A 24,249-nucleotide genomic window follows, 5' to 3' on the forward strand; every position below is an offset into this window, starting at 1 on the left:
CCCCTTTTCATTGCACAAGACATCAAGGCCCGCGCCATGACCCATATCCTCGCCATCGACCAGGGCACCACCTCGTCGCGGGCCATCCTTTTTGACAGCGACATGGCGGTGAAAGCCGTCGCGCAAGAGGAATTTCCACAGTATTTCCCACGCTCGGGCTGGGTCGAACATGACCCGAAGGATCTGTGGTCCACCACCGCAGGCACCTGCCGCGCGGTGATCGAGAAGGCCGGGCTGCGCCCCGATGACATCGCCGCCATCGGCATCACCAACCAACGCGAAACGACGCTGGTCTGGGACGCCAAGACCGGCCAGCCGCTGCATAATGCCATCGTCTGGCAAGACCGCCGCACCGCTGACTTTTGCCGCCAACTGCGCGAGAGCGGCGACGACAAGATCATCACCGAACGCGCGGGCCTGCTGGCCGATCCCTATTTCTCGGGCACCAAGCTGAAGTGGATGCTCGATAACGTCGAAGGCGCACGCGATCGCGCAAAGGCGGGCGAGTTGCTCTTCGGCACCGTCGACAGCTATCTGATCTGGAAACTCACCGGCGGCGCGCGCCATGTGACCGACGCGACCAATGCTGCCCGCACGATGCTCTACGACATCCACAAGGGCCGCTGGAGCACGACGATCTGCAAGATGTTCGACGTGCCGCTCGAAATGCTGCCCGAGGTGCAGGACTGCGCCGCCGATTTCGGCACCACGCGCCCTGATCTCTTTGGCCGCGAGATCCCGATCCTCGGCGTGGCGGGTGACCAGCAGGCAGCGACCATCGGGCAGGCCTGTTTCCAGCCCGGGATGATGAAGTCGACCTATGGCACGGGCTGTTTCGCCTTGCTCAACACAGGCGAGACGGCGGTAACCTCGACCAATCGCCTGCTCACCACCATTGCCTATCAACTCGACGGCAGGCCGACCTATGCGCTCGAAGGCTCGATCTTCGTCGCCGGCGCGGTGGTGCAATGGCTGCGCGACGGGCTCAAGATGATCCGCGAAGCGGGCGAGACCCAAGCGCTGGCCGAACAGGCGGACCCGCATCAAGACGTCGTGCTGGTGCCGGCCTTCGTGGGGCTGGGCGCGCCCTATTGGGATGCCGAATGTCGCGGGGCGATCTATGGGCTGACGCGCAATTCCGGCCCCGCCGAACTGGCCCGCGCCGCGCTCGAAAGCGTCGGCTACCAGACCCGCGATCTGCTGGAGGCGATGCAGGCCGATTGGGCCGCGCAAGGGCAGGCGGGCGAGATCGCGACCCTGCGCGTCGACGGCGGGATGAGCGCCAGTGACTGGGCGATGCAGTTTCTGTCGGATGTGATCGGCGCCTCGGTGGACCGTCCTGACGTCTTGGAAACCACCGCGCTCGGGGCCGCATGGCTCGCCGGTCACCGCGCCGGGATCTATCCCGACATGGATGGATTCGCCAGCGAATGGGCGCTCGACCGGCGGTTCGAAGCGCAGATGGACGCCGAAACGCGGGACGCAAAATACGGCGCATGGAAACGCGCCGTGAACGCCACGTTGCAGTTCTGATGGAGCCCATCGCCCCCTTCGCTTTCGCCACCGCCGGGCGCATCCGTTTTGGCCGCGGTGTGGCCGGGGAAACCGTCGAGGCGCTGCGCCGCTATGGGCGCAAGGTCTTGTTGCTGCGCGGCGGGTCGGTCGCTTGGGCCGATGATCTGGCGCGGGACCTGCGGGCGGCGGGCTGTGACGTGACCGAGCGGCGCCACAGCGGTGAGCCCACGGTGGAGGACGTGCGCGCCGCCGTGGCGGCCGGGCGCGGGGTGGAGGTGGTGCTGGGCATCGGCGGCGGCGCGGTGATCGATCTCGCCAAAGCCGCCGCCGCGCTGATCCCCTCGGACCGCGATGTCATGGACCATCTCGAAGTCGTGGGCGCGGGCCAACCCCTTGCGGCGGACCCGCTGCCGATGATCGCCCTGCCCAGCACCGCAGGCACCGGGGCGGAGGTCACCAAGAACGCCGTCATCGCCGTGCCGGAGGCCGGGCGCAAAGTGAGCCTGCGCGATGACCGGATGCTGCCGCGTCTGGCGCTGATCGACCCGGCTCTGACCGACCACGCGCCGCGCGCGGTGACCCTCGGCTCCGGCCTTGATGCGCTGGTGCAGGTGATCGAGCCCTATCTCTCATCCAAGGCCAACCCCCTCAGCGATGCCCTCTGCCGCGCCGCGATCCCGCAGGGCATCACCGCCCTGCGTGAGCTTGCCAAGGACGAGGACGCCTCAGCCCGCGATGCGCTGGCCTATGTCAGCCTCTCGGGCGGCTTGGCGCTGGCGAACGCCGGTCTGGGCGCGGTGCATGGGCTGGCGGGGGTGATCGGCGGGCGCTTTGGCGCGCCGCATGGGCTGATCTGCGGGCGGTTGCTGGGGCCGGTGCTGGCGGCGAATGCGGATGCGATGGGGCCCTCCGCGCACATGGCCGAGCTGCGCAGTTGGCTGGCGAAAGGCTTCGATCTGCCGGACGCCGGGGCGTTTTATGCGCTGTCGGACCTGCTGGATGATTGGGGGCTGGATCGGCTCGGGCGCTGGATTCCCGAAAAGGCCGATCTGGCCGAGACCGCGCGCGAAGCGGCAAGGTCGTCCTCGATGCGGGGCAACCCCTGTGTCTTGTCAGAGGCGGCGCTGCAGGGCTGCGTCAGGGCTGCCCTGTAAGGCGCAGCCCCGGTGCGCTTGGGCATCGGTAACGGTCAAGGCTTCCGTGTCATATCCTCGGCAATGGCATCACCCCAGGGTGACATGATCTCCGTGCAGCCGGCATTGCGGCCCCCGTCGCGCATCACCCCCGCCGGGCAGGCAAAGGCATAGGGGAAGATCGTGCGTTTGGTCTCGGTGACCTCGTTGTCCTCGCGCAGCCGGTCGAGCACCGCGCGCGGCAGGCTCTCGTCCGCAATCAGATGGGCCGCGTCGGACGCGTCGATGCGCGGGGCATGGAAACTGTCTTCCAGCGACATGCCGAAATCGGTCACGAAGGAGGACAGCTGCGCCACCGCGCCCAGGATCTTGCGCCCGCCCGAGGCACCAAAGGCGAAACGCTTGCCCCCCTGTTCGCCGATCACCGGGCAGACGTTCATCAGGCAGCGTTTGTTCGGCCCCAGCGAGTTCGGGCGGCCCTGCACCGGGTCGAACCACATAATGCCGTTGTTCATCAGAAACCCGGTGGAAGGCGACACCACCCGGGCGCCAAAGATCGACAGCAGCGTCTGGGTCTGGGCCACCATATTGCCATGCCGGTCCACCACCGAGAAATGCGTGGTGCAGCCTGGCGCCTCGGGGCTTTCGCCGCTGTCGCCCATGGTGCCGAGCCGCCGCGCATAGGCGCCCTTGAGCGCGGCGGCCATGGCGGCATAGCTGTCCGGGCCGGGGGTGGCGCCGAGGTCTTCGGTTTCCAGTGACGCGAAAGTATCGCGGAAGGTCGGGCCAGCGGTCAGCCCCGGCACCACATGAAAACGCGCATCACGGTAGGCGAAATCGAGCGGCGCGTGGAATTCGGCGCGGTAGGCCCGCAGGTCGTCGCGCGACAGGCTGCCGCCCTTGTCCTGCACGTCTTGCGCCATGGCGGCACCGAGGTCGCCGTCGTAAAGCGCGCGGGCGCCGTGGCGGGCGATCTGGTCCAGACTGTCGGCCATGCGCGACTGGTCCAACCGCTTTTCCGCCAGCGCGGTCCAGCCGCTGATCGTGGGCCATTGCCCGTCTTCGAGGAAAAGCGCCGCGGCCTCGGGGTCCTTGGCCAACTCCCGTGTGCAAGAGGCGATGATCAGCGCGGCATACCAATCCACCTCCATCCCCTTCCGGGCGTGATCAATGGCTGGCGAAAGCAAATCGCCCCAGGGCATTTTGCCAAAACGGTCATGGGCTTGGCCGAGCCCGTCGACCACCCCCGGCACGGCCACGGCGGCGGCGCCCTGCACATTGCGGTCACCCTCGACATGCTCCCATGGGAAGAGATCGCCCGCCTTGCCGCGCCCGCTTAGCGGGTAGTCTTCGGGGTTCAACTTGGCGGGGCTGCGCATGCCGTGGTTCAGCGCATGGGCCTGCCCCTCTTCCGCACGCCAGAGCATCATCGCCCCGCCCCCTGCCGGGCCGCTCATCCAAGGCTCTAACACACCGATAACAAAGGATGTCGCCACCGCCGCATCCACCGCATCGCCCCCCGCCGCGAGCACCTCGGCCCCGGCGATCGCGGCCAGTCGGTGCTGCGCCGCGACGACACCATGCTCGGTTTCGATGACGGTTTTCCGGGTCTGCGTGCTCTGCGACAGGTTGAAAGACATTTGGAAAGGCTCCTGCTCATAATCGGCGTTACAATCACTGTGGCGCCAGAAGAACGAGCAAGAGGGGAATAGGCAAGGGTGCGGCGATGATTAATATCGCAATAATTCAGGGGCGGCGCAAAGGGGCCAGAGGTCTGCGCCTCTGGCCCGCCGGGTCTCACTCCCAGTTCAGCTTGGCTTCGCGCTCCCAGAAGCGCAGCTTGCGGCAGGACTGAACGAAGTCGGTGGCGTTGTCTGCCGAGACTTCCATCATGCCACCGTCCATGTCATCCGCCCCCGCCGCTTTCAAGAGCGGCTCGGCGGCTTTGGTCCATGCGATGAACTTGTTATGCGCATAGGCGTCCGAGACGAAATCCTGCGACGGTTTGTTATTGGCGATCTTGCCGCTTGCATCATCGGCAAAGACCAGCGCCACGGCGTCAAAGACCACCGAGGGGCCGCCGTCGATCTTTTCGTCTGCCGCGCGGGTGCTGCCATCTGAGAGGGTCACGCCTTGGATATGCGGTGTCACGATGGCGACCATGGCGCCCTCGTCGGTAAAGGCTTTCTCCAATGCTTCGACCACCGCGGCATCCGCGCCGCCCGAGAGGTAAAGCCCCAGCTTGCGCCCCGCGAAACTGTCCGGCCCGTTCTTGAGAATGCTGAGCGCATCCGAAGGCGGCAAATCGGTGATCGGCGCGCGGGCCGGGGTGGCGGGTTCGGGCATTTCGGTGACGCCCAGACCTTCGGCCACCTGTTTTGCCAGATCGTCATGCACATTCATCAGATGGCCGAGCATGCGCAGGCGGATGCGCTCTTCCTGACATTTCGACAGCTCGAAAGTATAGGCCGCCGCGATATGCTGCTGCTCGATCTCGGTCTGGCTGATGTAGAACTGCCGCGCTTGGCTGTAGTGGTCGGCGAATGTCTCGGAGCGCACGCGCTGCTTGGTCCCGCTGACCTCTTCGGGGTAGCTCTTGAACCCGATCTCGGGGTTCTCGCGCGGGTTACCATCCTCGCCCCAGCTGTTCGGCTCATAGTTCACCCGGCCCTTGGGGTTGTGCATCGCCATATGGCCGTCCTGCTGGAAATGGTGGAAGGGGCATTTCGGCGCGTTGATCGGGATATGGGTAAAGTTCGGCCCGCCGAGGCGCTTCAGCTGCGTGTCGAGGTAGGAAAAGTTCCGGCCCTGCAGGAGCGGGTCATTGGTGTGGTCGATCCCGCGCACGATGTTCTGGGTGCAAAAGGCCACCTGTTCGGTCTCGGCAAAGAAGTTGTCGACATTGGCGTTGAGCGTCAGCGTGCCGATGATGCGCACCGGCACCTGCTCTTCGGGGATGATCTTGGTGGCGTCGAGGATGTCGAACTCGAAGTTATCGGCGAATTCGTCGTCGAACACCTGAATGCCCAGATCCCACTGCGGGAAGTCGCCCGCGTCGATGGCATCCCACATGTCGCGGCGGTGGAAATCCGGGTCCGCGCCGTTGATCTTGAGCGCTTCGTTCCAGACCACCGATTGCAGACCCTGTTTCGGTTTCCAGTGGAATTTCACATAATGCGATTTGCCCTCGGCATTGACCAGCCGGAAGCTATGCACGCCAAAGCCTTCCATAAAGCGGAAAGACCGCGGGATCGCCCGGTCGGACATCTGCCATAGCGTCATATGGATCGCTTCGGGCGAGAGCGAGACGAAGTCCCAGAAGTTGTCATGCGCCGATTGCGCTTGCGGGAAACCCCGGTCGGGGGCAGCTTTGACCGAGTGCACGAGATCGGGGAATTTCATCGCGTCCTGGATAAAGAAGACCGGGATGTTGTTGCCGACCAGATCCCAGTTGCCTTCCTGGGTGTAGAATTTGGTCGCAAAGCCGCGCACATCGCGGGCGAGGTCAAAGGAACCCTTGTTGCCCGCCACGGTCGAGAAACGCGTGAAAGTCGGGGTTTTCTCGCCCACGCGCTGGAAAATGTCGGCGCAGGAGAGTTCGGGGATCGCCTCTTTCAGTTCGAAATGCCCATGCACCCCATAGCCCCGCGCATGGACGACGCGCTCGGGGATGCGCTCGTGGTCAAAGTGGAACATCTTTTCGCGAAAGACGTGATCCGCCATCAAAGCCGGGCCGCGCGGGCCGGCCGACAGCGTGTTTTGATCGTCCGAGATCGGGCCGCCTTGGGCGGTTGTCATCGTGCGGTCGCGGTCCGTAGTCTGCTGGCGCGGCTCGCCGCCTTTGCCAAGTGTCTTATCGGTCATGATATTCTCTCCTGTTGGCGTTTCGATTTTAAATCTGGATGCGCGACCCCGTGGCGCGCCTGTCTGGGAGTAACCAAACGAACCCGCCGGGGTTCCGGGCTGGCCCCGCTTCCTTGGCGCGCGGGTTAGCCCTTGGTCGTGGGCGCGGCATAGATCCGCTGCTGACCGGAATGTGCGGGCAGTTGCAGCGGGCTTTGGGGCGGCAGGGCTGCGGGGGCAGGCAAGGGTTTGGCAAGGAAGTTTTGCAGCTTTGCCCGATGCTCGGACAGCGCGCGCATCGGGATACAGTCGCCCGGCGCAACCTTGGGCGGCCAGACGCCCAACGCTCCGCTTTGGGCCTGCCGGATCAGATCCCCGGCGCGGGGCAGGCAGTCATCGGCGAAATAGTCCTGCCCGGAGAGGCGAAGCCGCAGCGTGTCGGACATGCCACCAACCGCGCGACCCGTAAGCCGACAAGAGGCCGCGACGCGCAACTCGCTTGCATGGCGCACCTGCAGCCCGATCTCGCGCATGCAGCGGATGATCGCGCGGTCCTCGCCGCAGGGGATCGGCTCAAATCCTCCCGCGCGGGCATAGGCGTCGCGGGTGAAACCAAGGCTCGCCCCCGGCGCCTGGCCGTGGCTGCCGTCCAAATCGGCGCAGTTGGGCGCGTGGCGGGCAAAGACCCGCTGCACCAGTTTGCGGTAGCGGTTTTCCTGATCTTGAAAGCCGCGGTCCAGCCCGGCAAGCCAGGCGATTTCGCCGGGGTGCAGATCGACCTTGCCGCAGACCGCATCGACCGTTTGCAAATGGCGCAGGTTGCAGGCGACCCAGTCCGGCGCCACCCGGCAATCGGCATCGGTGGTCAGCAGATGCCGCAGATGGGGCAGGCTTTGCAAAGCCTGTTCTGCCCCGCGCCGCCGCGCCTCTCCGACGCCAAGCTGGGGGGCATAGGTAACCTCCAAGACCTGAAGGTCGATGTTCAAAGATGTCGCCGCGCGCTGCGCGATCTGGGCCGTGGCATCGCTGGTATTGTTCACCACCAGAATGATCTGCACCCGCTCGCTGCACTGCGGCGCAAGGGCGGCAAGACAGTGCGCGATCCGCGCGGCCTCGTCGCGGGCGGGAATGATGATGGCGGTGTCTATGCAGCGCGCGAAGCTCATTCGGGGCGCCTCGGCAGGCCACGGTCAATGCGGTAATTCGGGGTTTCGGCCAGGCGGGTGAACCGATGGCCCTGCAGGGCGTCGGTGAACACCCGCAGCGCTTCGGTGCCTTGCAGCGGGTTCCCGGTGTCGCCCAGCCAGGTCACGCAGAGCACTTCGGCCCCGGGCCAGCGGGCGGTGATATCCCCGGCCAGTTGCGCCAGCCCCTCCGGGTCCAGAAAATACAAGACCTCGGACAGAATGATCAGGTCGAAATCCCCTTCGGGCAGCGGGCCGGGATAGAAGCCCTGGATGAACCGCGCCTCGGGCACCCGCACCCGCGCGGCGCGCAGGGCGGTGGCGACCGCGTCCATCCCGGTATAGCGCGCGCAGATGTCGCTGAGGTGACGGGCCAATTCGCCATTGCCGCAACCGAGTTCAAAGGCCGACCGATAGCCGCTCTGCGCAAGGGCTGCGCGGGTGGCGGCGAATTTGCTCTGCTCGTACGGGCTATCGGCAAAGCCCCAAGGGTCTGAGGTCTCGGCATAAAGCCCTTGCAGATGATCCAGACCCACACCCATCACGGCATCCTCCAAAAAATTTCGCTTTCGCTCGCAAATTTCTCAATAAATTCCGTCGGCAGGACAAAGCCTTGGGGGTCGTCCGTCACCAGTTGCCCCAGCTGGCTGCGATGCGCGGCAATGGCCGCGCGTTTGCGGCTCTCTGCGTGGGCGGTTTCGAGGTGAATGGCCCCATGCGCCGCCGCACGTTGGGCGAAATCGGGGTCCTCCCAACGGCTCCAGACCGGGTAGCTGTAGAACTGCAGATCGGGGTTGTCGCGGCGCAGCGCGGTGGCAATCCGGGCGGTGGTCTTATGATCGCAATGTTTGTCCTCCTGCGCCGGGACGAAGATATGCCGGGCCTTTTGATCGTGAACCACCTGCTGCAATGCGGCGCCAATGCTGCTGAGGTCTTCTTCGTGCAAAAGACTGTCGGGCAGGCCCAGCCAGGTCAGATCGGCCGCGCTGCCGCCAAGGATGCGGAGTGCCGCGATCAACTCCCGCCGCCGTTCCTCGGCCAGACGCCGGGGCGGCCAGAGGGTTGACCCAGGGTGGCTGGCGCTGCCATCGGTGAGGCAGATCACATGCGCCCCCGCCCCGGCAAAGGCGCGGGTGAGCAGACCACCGCAGCCCAAGGTCTCATCATCCGGGTGCGGTGCCAGAACGACGATCTTCTCTTCGCCGGAAAGGGCCGCAGCGGAGATTGGCGCCTGTGCGTTCATTTAAAGACCCCCCAGAAACCCTCATCCTCGGCCAGCGCCTGGCCCGCAGCCCGTTGAAGAAAGGCATCCCGCGCCGCCTGCCGCAGATAGACCGAAAGATCGCGTGCCATGCGGCCGGTCTCGGCGCTTTGGGTGAAGTGGCGCAGGCCAAGGCTTTGCTCCACCGCGCTGATCGCCTCTAGTCCGACCTCCTCGGTGAAAAGCCGCGCGGCGATTGAGGTGGCGACGATGCGTTCAGGGTCCAGACTGTCGCATTGCGCTGCCGTGGCGGCCCGTTCGGCCATGGCCATGCCCGCCCAGACCCGCATCAGCACCTGCATCAGCCGGGTTTTCTGCGCTTCGGCCTCCAGCCGATCAGCTGCGCGCAGTTGCTCTGCCGCCGCGCCAATCAGCCCGGCAGCGGCCCCGGCCTGAAGCGCTGCAATGCGCCAGACGCCGCCGATGAAATGCGGCTCGGCCAGATAATTGCCCGGCGCGCCGATCAGGGCGCTTTTGTCCAGCGAAAGCCCGGTAAAGTCGAACTTGCCCGACGCGGTGGCCCGCATCCCGAGCATGTCCCATTGGCGCGCATCGGCGCGGTTCTCGTCCCGCACATCGACCAGCGCCAGCTGCACCTCCGGCCCGGAATTGACCGTGATCAGCGCATGGGTGACCGTGCCCAAACCAGAGGCGAAGAGCTTTTCGCCGTTGAGTTTACCCGTGTTCTCGTCGCGCGTGACCGGCGGGGCACCATCCGCGCCCCAAACCCCCAGAAGCGCGCCGGAGGCGATCAGAGCCTCTGCCCTGCGGACCTGCCCGGCGCTGCCATAGAGCCGCAGCAGCCGCAGCGCGTTCACATGCCCTTCCCAAAGCCGTCCGACGCTCAGATTGGCCGCCCCGATCTGCATCAGGGCCGCCACGGTGCGTTGCGGATTCTCGGTGCCGTCGTCCAGCATCAAGCCTTCACCGCGCAAGAGATCCATCGACGCGCCGATGGGCGCGTCGCCGCACTCCTCTTTCGGGGCATTGGCGCGCAACATGGCGCGGGTCGTGTCGGACAGAACCGGCGTCTCATCGCCCGAGGCGGGGAAAACAGCGAACTGCGGCGCGCTGTTCATCGGGCCGCTCGCCGCGTTCTGCTGGGTCTCGTCACCGGATCAAACGCCACATCTCACTCCCCATAGGTGGACGGGGCGTTCCATGCCGGTAGTCTCGGATAACAGAACCGCCCTCGGAAAATGCAACTTATCTGAGAGCGCATTGGTTCCCACGGAAAGGCGCGGGGGGCAGATTGCGGCGGTGGAAAGGCGCGTCAGCCCGGAGGGATATCGCCCATCACCTTGGGCACATGGTAGCCTTTCTGCACCGGCGCACGGCTGCGGATTTCGCGGTACCAGCGGCGCAGATTGGGGTAACCCGCAAGGTCGATCTGCTGCCATTCATAGCGCGAGACCCAAGGCCAACAGGCGATATCCGCAATGCTGTAGCTGCCGCAGATAAAGGGCTGATCGGACAGTTGCTTGTCGAGCACCGCATAAAGCCGCTGCAGTTCGCGCGCGAAACGCGCCTCGGCATAGGCGGATTTGCCGGGGTTGAAATGCAGGAAATGATGCGCCTGCCCGGCCATCGGGCCAAGCCCGCCCATCTGCCACATCAGCCATTGCATGACCTCGGCCCGCGCGGCCTGACCTTCGGGCAGGAACCGCCCGTGCTTTTCCGCGAGATACCACAGGATCGCGCCGGATTCCATCAGGCGCACCCCGCTCTCATGGTCCACGATGGCGGGGATTTTATTGTTGGGGCTGATCTTGAGAAATGCCGGATCAAACTGGGCGTCTTGGCCGATGTCGATGGAATGCACGGTATAATCGAGCCCCAGTTCTTCGAGCAGGATCGAGACTTTGCGTCCGTTGGGCGTGGTCCATGTGTAGAGATCGATCATAAAACGTCCTTCTTGCGGCGGCGCGGTTACAGGCGGCGATGCTAGGGGGGCCGCGAGACAGGGTCAACGCGAGCGCTATCGCGGAACCGGGGCCGCGCCCGTCGGTTTGAAGGGTAACGGGATAGGGAAAGTTGAAAGATGCAAAAAGACCATTACCCCTCGCAGGACAGCGCCCGCCGCGCGAAGGCCGTGTTGCAAAGGCTCTGTGATACCGACCGCAAAATCGCCACGGCGGAAAGCTGCACCGGCGGTCTGGTGGCCGCGCTGCTGACCGATATCGAGGGCTGTTCCCATGCTTTTGAGCGGGGGTTTGTGTCCTACACCGACCGAGCGAAACAGGAGGTGCTGGGGGTCGAATGCCGGCTTTTGGCCGAGCAGGGCGCGGTCTCTCAGGCCGTGGCGATTGCCATGGCCGAGGGGGCGCTGTCCCGCTCCGGGGCGGATATTGCGGTCTCGACCACGGGATTTGCCGGCCCTGCGGGGGAAGAGGACGAAGAGGGGCTTGTACATTTTGCCCTTGCGCAGCTAGGTCGGAACACCGTTCATCGGGTCAGATCCTTCGGGCCCATAGGGCGCGATCTGATCCGGCAGCGCAGCCTTGAGACGATACTGGATATGTTGGAGGAGACATTGACATGAGCAGCACCGACACGGCAAGTTTTGCCTCCTACCACCGTCATGGCTTCATCCGGGTGGCCGCCAGCACCCCGCGGGTGCGGCCTGCGGATGTAAGTTTTAACCGCGACAGTCTGCTGGAGGAAATGCGCCGTGCGGATGCCACGCGGGTTGATCTGATGGTCTGCCCGGAGCTTTGCCTGTCGTCCTATGCCATTGATGATCTGCATCTACAGGACGCGCTGCTGACCGCCGTCGAAGAGGCCATTGCGGTTCTGGTCGAGGAAAGTGCTGATCTGAAGCCGGTGACCCTGATCGGCGCACCTCTGCGCCGGGACGGGCGGCTTTACAACTGCGCCATCGCCCTTTCGCGGGGGCGGATTCTGGGCGTGGTGCCGAAATCCTATCTGCCGAATTACCGCGAGTTCTATGAAAAACGCTGGTTCGCCCATGGCCGTGCCACGGAGGGCGAGATCACCGTCGCAGGCCAGACCGTGCCTTTTGGCGATGATCTGATCTTTGAAGCCACCGATCTGCCCGGGCTGATTTTTCATACAGAGATCTGCGAAGACCTCTGGACCCCGGCGCCCCCGTCCTCGGAAGCGGCGCTCGATGGGGCCTTGATCCTGACCAATCTCTCGGCCTCGAATATCGTGATCGGTAAATCCTCGGACCGGCATCTGCTTTGCCGCTCGCAGTCGATGCGGGCCTTTGCGGCCTATGTCTATTCCGCTGCCGGACCGGGGGAGAGCACCACAGATCTGGCATGGGACGGGCAGGGCATGATCCATGAGCTGGGCGATCTCATGGCGGAATCGACCCGCTTTATGCTGGAGCCGGAACTGACCATCGCCGACATCGACAGCGGGCGCATCCAGTCCGAACGCATGCGCACCGGCAGTTTCAACGATGCCGCACGGCACCGCGAGCCGGCCTTCCGGCGGGTGCGGTTCGAGCACCAGCCCCATAACGCCGCCGCCGGGCTGATCCGCCCCATACGGCGTTTCCCCTATGTGCCGAACCGCGAAAGCCATCTCGATCAGGATTGCTATGAGGCCTTCAACATCCAGGTCGAGGGGCTGCGCCGCCGCTTTGAGGCGACACAGGGCGAGACCATGGTGATCGGCATTTCGGGCGGGCTGGATTCGACCCATGCGCTGATCGTGGCGGCCAAGGCCTGCGACCGTATGGGCCTGCCGCGCGAGCGTATCCTGGGCTATACCATGCCCGGTTTCGCCACCTCTGAAGGCACCAAGTCGAACGCGTGGAAGCTGATGCGCGCCATGGGCATCACCGCCGAGGAGATCGACATCCGCCCCGCCGCGCGGCAGATGCTGGAGGACATGGATCACCCGTTTTCCGGCGGCGAGCCGATCTATGACGTCACCTTTGAAAACGTCCAGGCCGGGCTGCGCACCGATTATCTCTTCCGGCTTGCGAACCAGCGCAAGGGTTTCGTGATCGGCACCGGCGACCTTAGCGAACTGGCCCTGGGCTGGTGCACCTATGGCGTCGGCGATCAGATGAGCCATTATGCGGTGAACACCGGCGTGCCCAAGACGCTGATCCAATATCTCATTCGCTGGAGCATCAGCAGCGATCAGTTCGATCCGCAGACCCATGCGGTGCTGGATGCGATCCTCAACACCGAGATTTCGCCGGAGCTGGTTCCTGCAGGGGAGGATGAGGAAATTCAAAGCACCGAGGCGATGATCGGCCCCTATGAGCTGAACGATTTCTTCCTCTTCCACACCATGCGCTACGGGCTGGCGCCCTCAAAGGTGGCCTTTCTGGCCTATCAGGCCTGGCATGATGCGGGGCAGGGGCTCTGGCCTGTCGGGTTTCCCGAGGCCAAGCGCAATGCCTATGATCTGCAAACCATCCGCCATTGGCTGGAGAAGTTCCTCCACCGCTTCTTTGCCACCAGCCAGTTCAAACGCTCGGCCCTGCCGAACGGGCCAAAGGTCAGCGCCGGGGGCGCGCTGAGCCCGCGCGGTGACTGGCGCGCGCCCTCGGACAGTGTGGCCTCGCCCTGGCTGGACGAGCTGCGCAGGAATGTGCCCGAGGTCTGGCCGGAAGACTGAGCCGCGGCGCGCTATTCTTCGCGGCTCAGATCGCCTTCGACAAAGTTGGGGGTGAGCGGCGGTGCGGCATGCCGTTCGCGGGTTTCGGGATCGCTGCGCAGGCCCATCCGCAACAGGCCCCATGCCACGATCGCAATCTGGAACCCGCCAAGGGCCAGCGGCAGGCCGCGCGGCCCCATGACGTCCAGCAGCCACCCGGCCAAGAGCGGCCCGAGGGCCGCGCCGATGCCCTGCATCAACACCAGCCCCCCCGACACGGCGACCACGGCAGAGCCGGGCGCGCGGTCGTTCACATGGGCGATGACGATGGACTGCGCGGGCAGAACCAGCCCGCCGATCGCAAAGCCAAGGATCAGCAAGACGGTGCCCGAAGGCGCGGGGATGGGCAGGGTGAGCATCATCATCAGCCCCCCCGCGGCGGCCAGCCCCACCCCCAGACCGCGGCGGCTGATCCGGTCTGACAGCCAGCCCAGCGGAAACTGCAAGAGCAGCCCGCCCACGGTGAAGGCCGCGATCAAGAGGGCGATGCGCGACTGCGCATAGTCCATCTCCTGCGCAAAAAGCGGGGCCAACCCGTAGAAGGTGCCGATCGACGCCCCCACCAGCCCCGCCGCCACCGCGCCATAGGGCGACAACCCCCAAAGCCGGCGCAGTGACGGCGGCTCCTGGGTCTCATCCGACAGCGGCCCTTCGACACGGGCGAGGGAAATCGGCACAAGCGCCAGAGACATCACGATGGACACCAGTACGAAGAGGATGAACTCCGCCGGGTCGCCGAGGTTGAGCAGAAACTGCCCCGCCGCCCCCGAGGCCATGCCAACCATGCCGTAGACCGCCAGCAGCTTGCCCCGCTGCGCCGAGCTGACCGAGGCGTTGAGCCAGCTTTCCGTCACGATGATCAGCCCCGCAAAGGCAAAGCCGGTGAGGCTGCGCACCGCGATCCAGACCCAGGGGTCGACAAAGGCCAGATGCATCAACGCCGCCGCCGAGGCGACAGAGGCCAGGGCGGCAAAGGTGCGGATATGGCCGACCCCGCTGATCAGCCGCGGCGCAATAAAGGAGCCGATGCTCAGCCCGGCGAAAAAGCCCGACATGATCAGACCCGTGGTCAGCCCGCTAAAGCCTTCCAACCCCGCGCGAATGGCAAGCAGCGTGCCTTGCAGCCCGTTGCTCATCTGCAAAAGCGAAAAGCCCAGCAGCAAGGTGACCAATGGGAAGATTGTGGAACGCATGATCCCTCCGCACTTTGCGCCGCATCGATTGACCTATATGATCCCCGGCATCCTGATTTCCAACTTTGCCCGCCGCCGCGGTGCATTTCGGCCTCAAGCAGAATTGACGTGCGTTTTGCGCGGGGCTGATGGAATATGTCATTTGGAAAGTAAATTGAAAGCCATGCCGTGTCCGCCTTGCGCCAACTACTTGTCTTTCTGCTGGTTCTGATCGGCGGGGCCTACCTGCTGATCACCTATGTCCCCGCCGCGCGCCCCTATGCGGCGCAGCTGGGCCTGTTGGACCTGTTCGGGATCGAGGCCAGCCCCGAGGCGCCAGCGGCGGCGGCCCCCGGGCCGCGCCCGGGCCGGGGGGCGGCGCTGGTGGTGACCGCGCCGGTGGTCGAGGAAAATCTGGCCGACCGGATCACCGCCCTTGGCGACGGGCAGGCCAAACGCACGGTGACGGTGCGGCCCGGCAGCGCCGGGGTGATCACCCAGCTCTCCCTGCCCGCGGGGGAGCGGGTTACGGCGGGCACGGTCCTTGCCAGCTTGCAGGACGAGGCCGAGCGGATCGCGCTTCAGACCGCCGAGTTGCAACTGGAAGACGCGCAGGCCGAACAGGCCCGCGTGGCCCGGCTCAAGGACACCGGCGCGGTGACCGAAGTGCGGCTGCGCGAGACCGAACTGGCCCTGCGCCGCGCTGAACTGGCCAAGCGGCAGGCCGAGTTTGACCTCTCGCAGCGCCAGATCCTCGCGCCGATCTCGGGCTGGGTGGGGATCACAGATATCTCCGTCGGCGACCGTGTCGGCACACAGGATGTTCTGGTCACATTGACCGACCGCAGCGAGATCCTGGTCGATTTCCGCCTGCCTGACCGGGTGGTCAACAAGCTGCGTTTGGGCAAGGCGATCACCGTCACCCCGCTGGGGCTGCGCGATGTGGAACTGACCGGCGAGATCAGCGCCATCGACAGTGTGATCGACCGCGCCAGCCGCACGTTGCGGGTGCGGGGCCGGGTGCCCAATGGCGATGATCTGCTGCGCGCGGGCATGGCCTTTTCGGTAAGCCTGACCTTTGAAGGCGCGCCGCTCTTGTCCGTCGCCCCTTTGGCGGTGCAATGGGACAGTGACGGCGCCTTTGTCTGGGCCGTGCAGGAGGGCAAGGCGCGGCGGATCGCGGTGGAGATCGTGCAGCGCAACAGCGGCTCGGTGCTGGTCCGGTCCGAGGGGCTGACGCCGGGACAATCGGTGGTGACCGAGGGCGTGCAGTCCCTGCGCGAGGGCAGCGCGCTGCGCGTCAGCAACCAGGCGGGCAGCGCCGAGACCGGCGCGGATGCCGGGTCGAAGCAGACGCTATGAACGAGAGCACGCTTTCCGGCACCGCCCTATTCGTGCGCCGCCCGATCCTTGCCGTGGTGCTCAACGCGCTGATCGTCCTTGCCGGGATTGCCGCCCTCTTCGGGGCCGAGATCCGCGAGCTGCCCAATGTGGACCGGCCTGTCGTAACCGTGAGCACAAGTTTCACCGGCGCCGCGCCCGAGACTGTCGACAAGGAGCTGACGGGCCGGATCGAAGGCGCGGTCGGGCGGGTCACCGGGGTGCGGGCGATCTCGTCAAGCTCGCAGTTCGGGCGCAGCCGGGTCACACTGGAATTCAATGAGAGTGTGAACATCGACGTCGCTGCGACCGATGTGCGCGACGCGGTGGCGCGGGTGGCCAACCAACTGCCCGACGGGGCGGAGGCGCCGCAGATCGTCAAGGCCGACGCCGATGCCCAGCCCGTCATGCGCATTGCCGTCACCTCAAGGGGCCGCTCGCCCGAAGACCTGACCCGGCTGGTGCAGGACCGGGTCGAAGACCGGCTGATCTCGGTCAGCGGGGTGGCCGATCTGCAGGTCTACGGCGACCGTGAGCCCTTCTTTCGCGTCGATATTGACCAGCTTGCCCTTGCCAGTCGCGGGCTGACCCTGGGCGATATTCAGCGGGTTCTGTCGGACGTGGCCTATGACGCGCCCGCGGGCGATTTGGCGGGGGAGGGGCAGTCGATCAATGTGCGCACCACCGCCAGCGTCGCCACGCCAGAGGCTTTCGCGGCGCTTGAGCTCAAGGAAAACGTGCATCTGGGGGATGTGGCCAGGGTGACCCTTGGCCCCGACACGGGCGAGACGGTGCTGCGCGCGAATGGGCAGTTGGGGCTGGGCATCGGTATCATCCGGCAGGCGACCTCGAACACATTGGAGATTTCGCGGGATGTGCGCCGGGTGGTGGCCGCTCTTTCCGAAAGCCTGCCGCCGGATGTGAGCATCTTTGTCACCTCCGATGACGCGACCTTCATCTCCGGCTCGATCCAAGAAGTGCTGCGCACCCTCGCCATCGCGGTGGCGATTGTCGTGGCGGTGATCTTTGTCTTTCTGCGCGACCCGCGGGCCACGATGATCCCGGCGCTGACCCTGCCGGTGGCGCTGGTGGGCACTTTGGCGGCGATCTATCTGGCCGGGTTCTCGGTCAATATTCTGACCTTGCTGGCGCTGGTACTGGCGACAGGCATGGTGGTGGATGATGCCATTGTCGTGCTGGAGAATATCGTGCGGCAACGGGCGGCGGGCATGGCCCCGCGGGCGGCGGCGGTGCATGGCACGGCGCAGGTCTTCTTTGCCGTCATCACCACCACGGCGACATTGGCGGCGGTCTTTGTGCCGCTGTCCTTCCTGCCCGGTCAGGCCGGTGGGCTGTTTCGGGAGTTCGGCTATACGCTGGCCATGGCGGTGGGGCTGTCGTCGGTTATCGCGCTGACGCTCTGCCCGATGCTGGCCAGCCGCCTGCTGGCGCGCCCGTCCGAGCAAACACCGCGCGGACCGATGGTGCGCCTGGGCAACGGGTTATTCGCGCTCTACGCCGCCACCCTGCGCGCGGCTTTGGCAATGCCTTTCGTGGTGCTGCTGCTGGCGGGTTTCGTCGCTCTGACGGCGGTCTTGCTGGCCGGGGGCATCCGGCAAGAGCTGACCCCGCGCGAAGACCGCGCGGTTGCCCTGTTGAGCGTCTCGGCCCCGCAGGGGGTATCGCTGGACTATACCCAATCCAAGATGCGCGAGATCGAAGGGCTGATCGCGCCGCTGCAAGAGGCGGGCGAGATCACCAATGTCTTTTCGATCAGCGGCTTTGGCGCGGGCAACCGGGGTTTCATGGTCTTTACCCTCGCCAATTGGGAGGCCCGCGCCCGTTCGCAGGATGAGATCGTGGGCGAGATCAACGGCAAGCTGCGCGGTGTCGTGGGGGTAAGGGCCTTTGCGATCCAGCCCAATTCGCTTGGCATTCGCGGCGCGGGGCGGGGGCTGACCTTTGCCATCACCGGCAACAACTACGCGCAATTGGCCGAGGTTTCGCAGACCATGGTGGACCGGCTTTCGCAGAATCCGGCGATGGGCAATGTGCGGCTTGGCTATGAGCGCACGCAGCCCCAGCTTTTCGTGCAGATCGACCGGACACTGGCGGCGGATCTTGGCGTGGACATCGCCGGGCTGGGGCCGGCGTTGCAGGCCATGCTGGACAGCCGCGAGGTCGCCTCGGTCTTTATCGATGACACCAGCTACGGTGTGCAACTGCTGTCGACATCGGACAGGATCGACGACCCGCGCGACCTTGAGAATATCTTTGTCCAATCCGGCGCGGGGCAGATGATCCCGCTGGCGAGTTTCGTGACGCTGGAAGAACGCGCCGTCGCACCCTCGCTGGACCGGGAGGGGCAGAACCGGTCGGTGTCGATCTCGGCCGGGCTCACCCCCGCGCTGTCGCTGGGCGATGCTTTGGAAGAGGTGCGCGCGATCGGAGCGGAGGTGCTGAGCGAGGAAAACCGCATCCTGCCTCTGGCCGAAGCTGCGGCGCTGGACCAGACCGGGGCGGGTCTGGCCGTTACCTTTGGCTTTGCCATTCTGGTGGTCTTCCTCGTCCTGTCGGCGCAGTTCGAGAGTTTCATCTCGGCGATTGTCGTCATGTCGACGGTCCCTCTGGGCCTCGCCTGCGCGGTCTTTGCCCTGCTTTTCACCGGGCAAAGCCTGAATGTCTACAGCCAGATCGGGCTGGTGATGCTGATCGGGATCATGGCCAAAAACGGCATTCTGATTGTCGAATTCGCCAATCAACTGCGCGACAGGGGCGCCGATGTCCATGCGGCGATCTTTGGCGCCTCGACGATCCGCCTGCGCCCGGTGATGATGACCATGACCTCCACCGTGCTCGGGGGCGTGCCGCTTATCCTGTCCTCCGGCGCCGGGGCCGAGGCGCGTGAGGCGCTTGGCTGGGTGATCGTCGGCGGGCTTGGCATGGCGACGCTCTCGACCCTCTACCTCACCCCGGTGGCCTATCTGCTGCTTGCGCGTTTCACCACGCCCAAGGCTGTCGAAGAGGCGCGGCTGCAAGATGAAATGGCCGAGGCGCGGCCCGTCTGACGGGCCGGGGGCGCGCGCCCATTTGTCCTAAATCTCTGCCGCTATGCAACTTCCCCAAGGGGGCAGGCGTTAGCATCTCACAACAGCTTGCAAAAACGAGCGAAACAAAAGGGGACAAACGCGTGCGCGGCGAGATGAGCTTTACAGAGCCCGATGAAGTGACGGCCCCGGAACGGCCCAAGACCTTGTTCAATGAAGACAGCTGCTGGCGCGTGGTTCGGGCCGAGAAACTGTCGCTGATCGTGGATGCGGCGGATTACTTTCGTGTGCTGCGCAGGGTGTTCCTGAACGCGCGCCGGGAACTGCTGCTGATCGGCTGGGACTTTGATTTCGAGCTTGAGATGCTGCCCGGTGAAAGCGACGAAAATGGGCTGGCGCCAGACGGTTTTCCCAATCAATTGGGCGCCTTTGTCGAGGCGGTGGTTGAGCGCACGCCGGAGTTGCATGTCTATCTGCTGAAGTGGAACGGCGCGGTGCTCGCCGCGCCCGGGCGTTTGGTCCCCTCGCTTGCGCTCAGCCTTTTTGGCGGCGACCGGATTCATTTCGCCCTGGACGGGCATCACCCCTTTGGCGCCTGTCATCACCAAAAGATCGTCGTGGCAGACGATTCAATGGCCTTTTGCGGCGGCATCGACGCGACCGAGGCCCGCTGGGACACGCCCGAACATCTGCCCAATGACCCCCGCCGCCTGCGCAGAGATGGCTCGCTCTCGGGCCCATGGCATGACGCGACATCGGCGCTTGCAGGTCCGGCGGCCAAGGCCCTGGCGGAACTGTCCCGCCGACGCTGGCTGCGGGCCACCGGGGATGAGATCAAGCCGCCCCATGGCGTGCCGCAATCCGAATGGCCCGAGGGGCTGCCGGTGTCCGCCGAAAACGTGGATGTGGCCATCGCCCGGACCGAGCCGCCGTTCAGCGGGGAACCCTTGATCAATGAGATCGAACATCTCTACCTGTCGGCGATCAGATCGGCGCGGGACTATATCTATATCGAGTCGCAGTATTTCGCGGCGGAATCCATCTGTGACGCGATCGAAGAGCGGTTGCTGGAACATGACGGCCCCGAGATCGTCATCATCAATCCCCACCATGCGGAGAACTGGCTTGAAGATGACGCGATGCATGTGCTGCGCGAGCGCCTGGTCAAACGTCTGCGCCATGCCGATCATCAAAACCGTTTCCGCATCTACTACCCGGTTACCGAAGCCGGGGAGCCGATCTATGTCCATGCCAAGATCATGGTGATTGATGACAAGCTGCTGCGCTTGGGTTCCAGCAATCTGAACGACCGCTCGATGGGGTTCGATACCGAATGCGACGTGGCGATTGAACATCCGGCAGAGGTGATCGCGGGCTTTCGCACGGGGTTGATGGCCGAGCATCTTGGCATGCCGGTTCAGACCGTGGAAGAGGTGATGGCCGCCACAGGTTCGATGATCCGGACCATTGAGGTGCTGAACCCGAAACGAGGCCGGGGGCTGCGCAAGATTCTGCGCCGGCGCGAAACCATGTTCGGTGGTTTTCTCGCCAATACCCGGCTGCTCGACCCGCGCTACCGTCCCGGCGAGGGGGCCACGACCGGGCGGGGCATCAGGCCGCGGCATCTGGCTCTGATCGCGGGCGGCGCTGCGGTGGCATGGCTGGCCTGGCGCAAATGGGGGCGGTGGGACCGCTAAGGCCGCGCTATAGCAGCCCGCGCAGATAGCTGCCGTAGTCGGTTTTCGCAAAGAGATCGGCGCGGGCTTCCAGATCGGCGGCGCTGATCCAGCCGCTCAGAAAGGCGATCTCTTCCGGGCAGCCCACCTGTTGGCCCTGCCGCTGCGACAGGGTCCGCACGAAGTTGCCGGCATCCAGCAGCGAGGCATGGGTGCCGGTGTCGAGCCAGGCATAGCCCCGGCCCATCTGCTGCACCTGCAACTGCCCCTCGCTCAGGTAGCTTTCGAGCAGCGAGGTGATCTCAAGCTCGCCCCGGTCAGAAGGCTGCACCGCCCGCGCCCGCTCGGGCGCTGTGCCGTCGAGAAAATACAGTCCGGTGACCGCATAGCGCGAGGGGGGAATGTCGGGTTTTTCCACGATGGCGCGCACGCTGCCATCTTCGGCGAAATCCACCACCCCGTAACGCTCGGGGTCGTTGACGCGGTAGCCAAAGACCGTGCCCCCGGTGGTAAGACGCCCCGCGCGGGCCAGCTGTTCGGGCAGCCCGTGGCCGAAAAAGATATTGTCCCCCAGCACCATGACCGAAGGCGCACCGTCGAGGAAATCCGCCGCTAGCAGATAGGCCTGCGCCAACCCGTCGGGACTGGGCTGTTCGATATAGGTCAGCGACAGGCCCCATTGACTGCCGTCGCCCAAGGTGCGCTCGAACTGGGCCCGGTCATGCGGCGTGGTGATCACCGCGATCTCCCTGATTCCGGCCAGCATCAGCACGGAAAGCGGGTAGAAGATCATCGGTTTGTCATAGATCGGCAGCAGTTGTTTGGAGATGCCGATGGTGATCGGATGCAGGCGTGAGCCGGTGCCCCCGGCAAGAATGATGCCTTTGCGGTCGGTCATGAAAGCTCCTTTAAAACATCCGCCAATGCGGCGCGCCACTCTGGTCGGGAGATGCCGAAGTCCGTTTTTAGGCTGCTGCAATCCAATCGCGAATTGAGCGGGCGTGTGGCCGGGGTCGGGTAGTCCGCCGTCGCAGTGCCCGTCACCTCCACCGCGCGGCCCGTCTGGGCAAAGATCTCGCGGGCGAAATCGGCCCATGTGGCGTCGGGCGTGCCGGCGTAGTGATAGGTGCCGCCCCGATGCCCGGCCAGCATCGCGTCAGAGAGGCGCAGCAGCGCCTCCGCAATCCCCGCCGCCGGGGTCGGCCCGCCATATTGATCATTCACCACAGAGAGACTTTCGCGCGTCTCGGCCAGCCGCAGCATGGTCTTCACGAAATTCGCCCCATGTGCGGAAAACACCCAGGAGGTGCGCAGGATCAGATGCGCGCCACCCGCTGCCCGAATACCCCTTTCCCCCGCCAGTTTGCTGCGGCCATAGACATTCTGCGGGGCGGTCTGATCGCCTGGCCTATGGAGCTGGTCGCCGCTGCCGTCGAAGACATAATCCGTCGAGATATGAAGCAAGGGCAGGTCAAGCGCGGCACAGGTCTGCGCCATAGCTCTGGGCGTGGTGGCATTGACGGTCTCGGCCAGCGCCGCTTCGGTTTCGGCCCGGTCCACGGCGGTATAGGCGGCGGCGTTGATCACCGCGCGGGGGCGGTGCCGCTTGATTGCCGCCACGCATTGCGCCGGATCGGTCAGATCGGCCTCGGCACGGTCGAGACAGATCACTTCGCGCGCGCCCCGGCGCCGGGCCAATTCGCGCGCGACCTGACCGGTCTTGCCAAAGACCAAGATCACGAGCGCTGCCCCAGACGCGCGCCCACACCCTGCCGGTCCTTCAAGGCGCGCCACCAGTCCTCATTCTCCAGATACCAGCGCACGGTTTTTTCCAGCCCCTCTTCTAGCGGGGTTGCAGGCCGCCAGCCCAAGTCTTCGCGAATGCGGCTGGGATCAATCGCATAGCGCTGGTCGTGGCCGGGGCGGTCGGCGACAAATTCGATCTGCGTGGCATAGGGCGCATCTGCGGGCCGCTGCCGATCCAAGATGGCGCAGATCATACGCACCAGATCGATATTGCGCAGCTCATTCTCGCCCCCGATGTTATAGCTTTCGCCCAATGCCCCCCGCCCCAAGACGGTCAAAAGCGCATCGGCGTGGTCTTCGACATAGAGCCAATCGCGGATGTTCTCGCCCCTGCCGTAAACCGGGATCGCCTTGCCGCCGAGCGCGCGCAGGATCACCACCGGGATCAGTTTTTCGGGGAAATGATACGGCCCGTAATTGTTCGAGCAATTCGTCAGCAGCACCGGCAGCCCATAGGTGTGATGCCAGGCCCGGACCAGATGATCCGACGCGGCCTTTGACGCGGAATAGGGGCTGCGGGGGTCGTAGGGCGTGTCTTCGGTGAAAAAGCCGGTGGCGCCCAGAGAGCCGAAAACCTCATCGGTCGAGACATGCAGAAAGCGGAATGCATCGTCCCGCCCGCGGCTCTGCCAATAGGAACGCGCCGCTTCGAGCAAAGTATAGGTGCCGGTGATATTCGTGTCGATAAAGCTGCCCGGCCCGTCGATGGACCGATCCACATGGCTTTCCGCGGCAAGATGCAGGATCGCGTCGGGCCGGTGCTGCGCCAGGACATTGTCGAGCGCGGCGCGGTCGCAGATGTTCCCATGTTCGAAGGCATAGGCCGGGTTGTCCGCCACGCTGATGAGGTTCTCCTGACAGGCGGCATAGGTCAGCGCATCAAGGTTCACCACCTCATGCCCCCGCGCGATGGCCAGTCGGACCACGGCGGAGCCGATAAAACCCGATCCTCCGGTGACCAAAAGCTTCATTGGCGCGCTCCGAAGGTGAAGGGGCTGTCAAAGGCGCTGAACGGCAGGGCCGCCTTGTCCTTGTCAGACAAAATCGGGGGGGCATCAAAGGGCCAGTGGATCCCGCAGCTGTCCCATGCCACCGCGCCGTCACAGTCAGCGGCGTAGAAATCACTGCATTTATAGACGATCTCGACGTCGTCCGTCAGCGTGACGAACCCATGCAGGAACCCCGCCGGGATCATCAGTTGGCGCCCGTTGTCAAAGCTCAGTTCCGTGCCAAACCACTGCCCATAGGTCGGCGCGCCCTTGCGAATGTCGACCGCCACATCCCAAAGCCGCCCCCGCCCGCAGCGAACGAGCTTGGCCTGCGCATGGGGCGGGGATTGGTAGTGTAGCCCCCTCAGCGTCCCCGCGCGGGCGGACCAGGAGTGATTGTCTTGCACGAAGTCATAATCCAACCCCGCCTGCGCCATACGCGCGCGATTCCAGCTTTCGCTAAAGAACCCGCGGGCGTCGCCGAACCGCGTTGGGGTTAGCACTTTCAGCCCTGCAAGGGGCGTCTCTTCAACTTGCATGTCACGTCACCTGTCCTATGCACACGCTCTGATTTGGTTATCGCGAAAATATGCGCGCAGAAA

19 protein-coding genes are annotated in these 24,249 nt (G+C 65.0%); 7 read left to right on the top strand and 12 right to left on the bottom strand.

Translation table 11 applies throughout. The features are described from left to right. Positions 1 to 36 precede the first annotated feature (36 nt). Together glpK and AB4M76_RS18790 are read left to right on the top strand one after the other, a co-directional pair. On the top strand, positions 37 to 1,533 hold the full coding sequence (glpK, locus tag AB4M76_RS18785) for a glycerol kinase GlpK (RefSeq protein WP_368443744.1): 1,497 nt from the start codon (positions 37 to 39) through the stop codon (positions 1,531 to 1,533). Continuing rightward, positions 1,497 to 2,669 (top strand): iron-containing alcohol dehydrogenase, encoded by a 1,173-nt coding sequence (locus tag AB4M76_RS18790; RefSeq protein ID WP_368443746.1) that lies wholly within the window; start codon positions 1,497 to 1,499, stop codon positions 2,667 to 2,669. The genes glpK and AB4M76_RS18790 overlap by 37 nt, the downstream gene beginning before the upstream one ends. A 35-nt stretch (positions 2,670 to 2,704) precedes the next feature. On the opposite strand, the gene AB4M76_RS18795 is transcribed toward AB4M76_RS18790, so the two are convergent. The 7 genes from AB4M76_RS18795 to AB4M76_RS18825 all read right to left on the bottom strand — a co-directional run bounded on the left by AB4M76_RS18795 (position 2,705) and on the right by AB4M76_RS18825 (position 10,839). Further along, complete coding sequence (locus AB4M76_RS18795) at positions 2,705 to 4,288, bottom strand: gamma-glutamyltransferase (protein ID WP_368443748.1); 1,584 nt, start codon at positions 4,286 to 4,288, stop codon at positions 2,705 to 2,707. Positions 4,289 to 4,445: 157 nt separating this feature from the next. After that, on the bottom strand, positions 4,446 to 6,512 hold the full coding sequence (locus AB4M76_RS18800) for a catalase (protein ID WP_368443750.1): 2,067 nt from the start codon (positions 6,510 to 6,512) through the stop codon (positions 4,446 to 4,448). Positions 6,513 to 6,637: 125 nt separating this feature from the next. Then, positions 6,638 to 7,657, bottom strand: a complete 1,020-nt coding sequence (locus tag AB4M76_RS18805) for a glycosyltransferase family 2 protein (RefSeq protein ID WP_368443752.1) — start codon at positions 7,655 to 7,657, stop codon at positions 6,638 to 6,640. Continuing rightward, a complete protein-coding gene (locus tag AB4M76_RS18810; RefSeq protein WP_368443754.1) occupies positions 7,654 to 8,217 on the bottom strand; it encodes a trans-aconitate 2-methyltransferase in 564 nt (187 codons plus the stop codon). The genes AB4M76_RS18805 and AB4M76_RS18810 overlap by 4 nt, the downstream gene beginning before the upstream one ends. Further along, complete coding sequence (locus tag AB4M76_RS18815; RefSeq protein ID WP_368443756.1) at positions 8,217 to 8,918, bottom strand: PIG-L deacetylase family protein; 702 nt, start codon at positions 8,916 to 8,918, stop codon at positions 8,217 to 8,219. The genes AB4M76_RS18810 and AB4M76_RS18815 overlap by 1 nt, the downstream gene beginning before the upstream one ends. Further along, complete coding sequence (locus tag AB4M76_RS18820; protein WP_368443758.1) at positions 8,915 to 10,015, bottom strand: acyl-CoA dehydrogenase; 1,101 nt, start codon at positions 10,013 to 10,015, stop codon at positions 8,915 to 8,917. Before AB4M76_RS18820 ends, AB4M76_RS18815 begins: the two co-directional genes overlap by 4 nt. A gap of 194 nt (positions 10,016 to 10,209) precedes the next feature. Beyond that, positions 10,210 to 10,839: a glutathione S-transferase family protein gene (locus AB4M76_RS18825; protein ID WP_368443760.1), complete on the bottom strand. Its 630-nt coding sequence runs from the start codon at positions 10,837 to 10,839 to the stop codon at positions 10,210 to 10,212. Between the two features lie 138 nt (positions 10,840 to 10,977). On the opposite strand from AB4M76_RS18825, the gene AB4M76_RS18830 reads away from it, so the two are divergent. Together AB4M76_RS18830 and AB4M76_RS18835 are read left to right on the top strand one after the other, a co-directional pair. Continuing rightward, a complete protein-coding gene (locus tag AB4M76_RS18830; protein WP_368443762.1) occupies positions 10,978 to 11,478 on the top strand; it encodes a CinA family protein in 501 nt (166 codons plus the stop codon). Further along, positions 11,475 to 13,538 carry an NAD(+) synthase gene (locus AB4M76_RS18835; protein WP_368443764.1) on the top strand — a complete coding sequence of 688 codons (2,064 nt, stop codon included), beginning with the start codon at positions 11,475 to 11,477 and terminating at the stop codon, positions 13,536 to 13,538. Before AB4M76_RS18830 ends, AB4M76_RS18835 begins: the two co-directional genes overlap by 4 nt. Before the next feature lie 11 nt (positions 13,539 to 13,549). Here the strand turns inward: AB4M76_RS18835 and AB4M76_RS18840 are convergent, their stop codons facing one another. Beyond that, positions 13,550 to 14,770: an MFS transporter gene (locus AB4M76_RS18840; protein ID WP_368443766.1), complete on the bottom strand. Its 1,221-nt coding sequence runs from the start codon at positions 14,768 to 14,770 to the stop codon at positions 13,550 to 13,552. A 168-nt stretch (positions 14,771 to 14,938) separates the two neighbouring features. Between AB4M76_RS18840 and AB4M76_RS18845 the strand changes: the two genes are divergently transcribed. The 3 genes from AB4M76_RS18845 to AB4M76_RS18855 all read left to right on the top strand — a co-directional run bounded on the left by AB4M76_RS18845 (position 14,939) and on the right by AB4M76_RS18855 (position 20,873). Next, on the top strand, positions 14,939 to 16,111 hold the full coding sequence (locus AB4M76_RS18845; RefSeq protein ID WP_368443768.1) for an efflux RND transporter periplasmic adaptor subunit: 1,173 nt from the start codon (positions 14,939 to 14,941) through the stop codon (positions 16,109 to 16,111). Continuing rightward, positions 16,108 to 19,197, top strand: a complete 3,090-nt coding sequence (locus AB4M76_RS18850; RefSeq protein ID WP_368443770.1) for an efflux RND transporter permease subunit — start codon at positions 16,108 to 16,110, stop codon at positions 19,195 to 19,197. Before AB4M76_RS18845 ends, AB4M76_RS18850 begins: the two co-directional genes overlap by 4 nt. 134 nt (positions 19,198 to 19,331) lie before the next feature. Next, positions 19,332 to 20,873 carry a phospholipase D-like domain-containing protein gene (locus AB4M76_RS18855; protein ID WP_368443772.1) on the top strand — a complete coding sequence of 514 codons (1,542 nt, stop codon included), beginning with the start codon at positions 19,332 to 19,334 and terminating at the stop codon, positions 20,871 to 20,873. A 7-nt stretch (positions 20,874 to 20,880) separates the two neighbouring features. Here the strand turns inward: AB4M76_RS18855 and rfbA are convergent, their stop codons facing one another. Genes rfbA through rfbC form a run of 4 tightly spaced genes read right to left on the bottom strand, consistent with a single transcriptional unit; the run spans position 20,881 to position 24,186 of the window. Then, positions 20,881 to 21,750 (bottom strand): glucose-1-phosphate thymidylyltransferase RfbA, encoded by an 870-nt coding sequence (gene rfbA / locus AB4M76_RS18860; protein WP_368443774.1) that lies wholly within the window; start codon positions 21,748 to 21,750, stop codon positions 20,881 to 20,883. Beyond that, positions 21,747 to 22,592, bottom strand: a complete 846-nt coding sequence (gene rfbD, locus AB4M76_RS18865) for a dTDP-4-dehydrorhamnose reductase (RefSeq protein ID WP_368443776.1) — start codon at positions 22,590 to 22,592, stop codon at positions 21,747 to 21,749. Before rfbD ends, rfbA begins: the two co-directional genes overlap by 4 nt. Beyond that, positions 22,589 to 23,629, bottom strand: a complete 1,041-nt coding sequence (gene rfbB / locus AB4M76_RS18870) for a dTDP-glucose 4,6-dehydratase (protein ID WP_368443778.1) — start codon at positions 23,627 to 23,629, stop codon at positions 22,589 to 22,591. The genes rfbD and rfbB overlap by 4 nt, the downstream gene beginning before the upstream one ends. Continuing rightward, entirely contained in the window at positions 23,626 to 24,186 is a 561-nt protein-coding gene (rfbC, locus tag AB4M76_RS18875; RefSeq protein ID WP_368443780.1) for a dTDP-4-dehydrorhamnose 3,5-epimerase, read from the bottom strand. Before rfbC ends, rfbB begins: the two co-directional genes overlap by 4 nt. Positions 24,187 to 24,249: the final 63 nt, after the last annotated feature.

Origin of the sequence: Sulfitobacter sp. PS-8MA (genome assembly GCF_040933935.1) — a bacterium.
Taxonomy (GTDB): Bacteria; Pseudomonadota; Alphaproteobacteria; order Rhodobacterales; family Rhodobacteraceae; genus Sulfitobacter.

Coding starts and splice junctions, on each gene's coding strand:
- rfbB (WP_368443778.1), bottom strand. CDS start 23,629: ATGAAGCTTTTGGTCACCGGAGGATCGGGTTTTATCGGCTCCGCCGTG.
- AB4M76_RS18790 (WP_368443746.1), top strand. CDS start 1,497: ATGGAAACGCGCCGTGAACGCCACGTTGCAGTTCTGATGGAGCCCATC.
- rfbA (WP_368443774.1), bottom strand. CDS start 21,750: ATGACCGACCGCAAAGGCATCATTCTTGCCGGGGGCACCGGCTCACGC.
- glpK (WP_368443744.1), top strand. CDS start 37: ATGACCCATATCCTCGCCATCGACCAGGGCACCACCTCGTCGCGGGCC.
- AB4M76_RS18835 (WP_368443764.1), top strand. CDS start 11,475: ATGAGCAGCACCGACACGGCAAGTTTTGCCTCCTACCACCGTCATGGC.
- AB4M76_RS18850 (WP_368443770.1), top strand. CDS start 16,108: ATGAACGAGAGCACGCTTTCCGGCACCGCCCTATTCGTGCGCCGCCCG.
- AB4M76_RS18810 (WP_368443754.1), bottom strand. CDS start 8,217: ATGGGTGTGGGTCTGGATCATCTGCAAGGGCTTTATGCCGAGACCTCA.
- AB4M76_RS18855 (WP_368443772.1), top strand. CDS start 19,332: ATGAGCTTTACAGAGCCCGATGAAGTGACGGCCCCGGAACGGCCCAAG.
- AB4M76_RS18840 (WP_368443766.1), bottom strand. CDS start 14,770: ATGCGTTCCACAATCTTCCCATTGGTCACCTTGCTGCTGGGCTTTTCG.
- AB4M76_RS18820 (WP_368443758.1), bottom strand. CDS start 10,015: ATGAACAGCGCGCCGCAGTTCGCTGTTTTCCCCGCCTCGGGCGATGAG.
- AB4M76_RS18815 (WP_368443756.1), bottom strand. CDS start 8,918: ATGAACGCACAGGCGCCAATCTCCGCTGCGGCCCTTTCCGGCGAAGAG.
- AB4M76_RS18830 (WP_368443762.1), top strand. CDS start 10,978: ATGCAAAAAGACCATTACCCCTCGCAGGACAGCGCCCGCCGCGCGAAG.
- AB4M76_RS18800 (WP_368443750.1), bottom strand. CDS start 6,512: ATGACCGATAAGACACTTGGCAAAGGCGGCGAGCCGCGCCAGCAGACT.
- AB4M76_RS18825 (WP_368443760.1), bottom strand. CDS start 10,839: ATGATCGATCTCTACACATGGACCACGCCCAACGGACGCAAAGTCTCG.
- AB4M76_RS18795 (WP_368443748.1), bottom strand. CDS start 4,288: ATGTCTTTCAACCTGTCGCAGAGCACGCAGACCCGGAAAACCGTCATC.
- AB4M76_RS18805 (WP_368443752.1), bottom strand. CDS start 7,657: ATGAGCTTCGCGCGCTGCATAGACACCGCCATCATCATTCCCGCCCGC.
- rfbC (WP_368443780.1), bottom strand. CDS start 24,186: ATGCAAGTTGAAGAGACGCCCCTTGCAGGGCTGAAAGTGCTAACCCCA.